General features: G+C 56.6%; 2 protein-coding genes. One reads left to right on the top strand and one right to left on the bottom strand.

Features of this window, described 5'->3' with window-relative positions:
• Positions 1 to 220: 220 nt before the first annotated feature.
• Positions 221 to 850 (bottom strand): hypothetical protein, encoded by a 630-nt coding sequence (locus tag RC85_RS25410; RefSeq protein ID WP_235033477.1) that lies wholly within the window; start codon positions 848 to 850, stop codon positions 221 to 223.
• A 222-nt stretch (positions 851 to 1072) separates the two neighbouring features.
• Here RC85_RS25410 and aroB point away from each other — a divergent pair, with 222 nt between their 5' ends.
• On the top strand, positions 1073 to 2167 hold the full coding sequence (gene aroB / locus RC85_RS25405; RefSeq protein WP_068267704.1) for a 3-dehydroquinate synthase: 1095 nt from the start codon (positions 1073 to 1075) through the stop codon (positions 2165 to 2167).
• The last annotated feature ends 180 nt before the right edge of the window (positions 2168 to 2347 follow it).

Genomic DNA, 2347 nt, shown 5'->3' with positions numbered 1-2347 from the left:
GATCCCTGCACAGAGCGGGCTGGTCCCAACGCAATGGATCGACCTCGGAAGAAAGAAGTGAAAACCAAATTCTAGCGCGATCCGCATCCGATACAATCAGTCAGCAAGGCAATAAATCAACAAGCCGTTGGCGACTTTCGCTACCAATTTTACCGCCGCTAATGGTTCCGACGGTTCTAAGCCCGGAATAAGAACGTCAAATCGGCATCTTGTGTACCCTTTAATCGCGGTCGTCGTAGCGTCTTTGCTTGAAATTGACCACGGTTTTGAAGTAGTTTCGCAGCTTCGGTTGAACGTAGTCGTTGATTCGCACTCGCTGACTACCATCGCTGGGGCCGACCCAACCGCCCGCCAGATCAATGTCAATTTCAACCGTGTCGAAGCGATGGGCCGTCGGATCGGTCAAACGCAATTGCACGCTCGAGGGAACTTCTTTGGCCTCGGCGTCATCGCTCGCATTCTGATCAGCCGTCCACAATGACGCGACGGATTCAGATTCAACGCTGTCCCAGTCGAAATTTCGCTCGTCCAATAAAGCTCGACGAAGGTGCCCCAGGCCCGGGGTGGTGGTGAGTTCGACGCGAGGAAAATCGTCGCCGCCTCGGGGGAAAAGCTGGATCCGTTCGCCCAGTTGAAGTGCCGTGATCGTCTCCGGACCCCAGAATTTGGTGGTTTCAACCAGTGGCGTTTTCCGTGCGTAGATGCTTAGCCCGGCCGTGATGGATGCTACCACCAACACCGCGACGCCCATCAAGATGCCTCGACGAGTAATCTGGACTCGCGGGTCGTTGTACTTGTCAGCGTGAGGATTCGGATCGTCGTCGCTGCTTGGCTGGTTCAGTTGAGTCAATGGATTGATTCTTCGCCTGTAAAAAGTTTGAAAGGTTCGTGGTATGTTAGTGCATCCGGCGAGTCGTCCCACCAGTGTCGCGAAAAGAAGCGATACCAACGGGCGACCGATCCTTTTTGACCACCCGATCACACTGGCCCCATTTGTCGCGTGAATCCAAACACCCGTTCGACGCCCCATTCGACGCCCCGTTCGACGACCCGTTCAACCACCACCGTTCCACTGGGCGACCGCAGTTACCCGATTCACATCAGCAGCGGGCAAACGGACACGTTGGGCCGGTCCATTCGCGACGCGATTCCCGGCATTTCGCACGCCGTGGTGGTGATGGACGAATCCGTGGTGGATCCATGGGGTGACCAGCTTTGCCAGTCGCTCGTTAACGGCCATTCAGCGAACGACCAGGCCGTTCGCGTCAGCCGGATTGAAATCCCGTCAGGCGAATCGAGCAAATCGATTGAACAGTTTGACCGTTTGATGCAGTGGATGCTCCGCGAGAACAGCGATCGTGCCAGTGTGCTGATTGCGGTCGGCGGCGGAGTGGTCGGCGATTTGGCTGGCTACGCCGCGGCATCATTCACGCGAGGCATCCGGTTCGTCCAAGTTCCCACCACCTTGCTGGCGATGGTCGATAGCAGCGTCGGTGGAAAGACAGGCATCAATCTGCCCGGTGCCAAGAATATGGTTGGCGCGTTCTGGCAGCCTTCGTTGGTGCTGGTCGATACCGATGTCTTGTCCACGCTGGACGAGAAGATTTTCCTGAGCGGTTTGGGCGAAGTCGTTAAGTACGGAGTGATCGAGGACGCCGAGTTCTTTGCGTGGCTGGAAACGAATGCGGATGCGTTGATCGCTCGTGATCCAGATGCGCTTCGTCACGCGATCGAAACGAGTTGCCAGTGCAAGGCCAACGTCGTCGGTGAGGACGAACGCGAATCAACGGGCCGAAGAGCGATTTTGAATTACGGCCACACGTTCGCGCACGCGATCGAAGCGACAGCGGGCTACGGAACGCTGCTGCACGGTGAAGCCGTTTCGATCGGAATGCAAATGGCCGCTCGGCTGGCATTGTCGCTTGGCATGTTTGATGAAGCTTCGTTGGTGCGACAAACCGAACTGCTGCGAAAGTGCCAGCTTCCGATCGACTACGCCGATGCGGATCCGGCGAAGATGTTGCCGGTGATGATGAAAGACAAAAAGGTCGCTCACGGCAAATTGAAATTCGTGCTACCAAGCCGAATCGGCTGCGTCGAATTGGTGGACGGAATTGATGACGATCTGGTCGTCGCGGCAATCGGTCAATCAACCGCCTCGCGATAGCAGGACGTCCAGCGCAGAGGGTGCCATCGGAACATGGTCGTAAAAAGTAGGCCGTAGCGAGCCATAGCGAGTTACGGCGGTGCGCGAAATGCCGTAACTCGCTGAGGCTCGCTACGGCCTACATGTTGTCAGAAAGTAGGCCGTAGCGAGCCTTAGCGAGTTACGGCGGTGTGCGACATG

The organism is Rubripirellula obstinata (genome assembly GCF_001642955.1).
In the GTDB taxonomy this organism is placed as follows: Bacteria; Planctomycetota; Planctomycetia; order Pirellulales; family Pirellulaceae; genus Rubripirellula; species Rubripirellula obstinata.
This window is presented reverse-complemented; position numbering and strand designations above follow the sequence as displayed.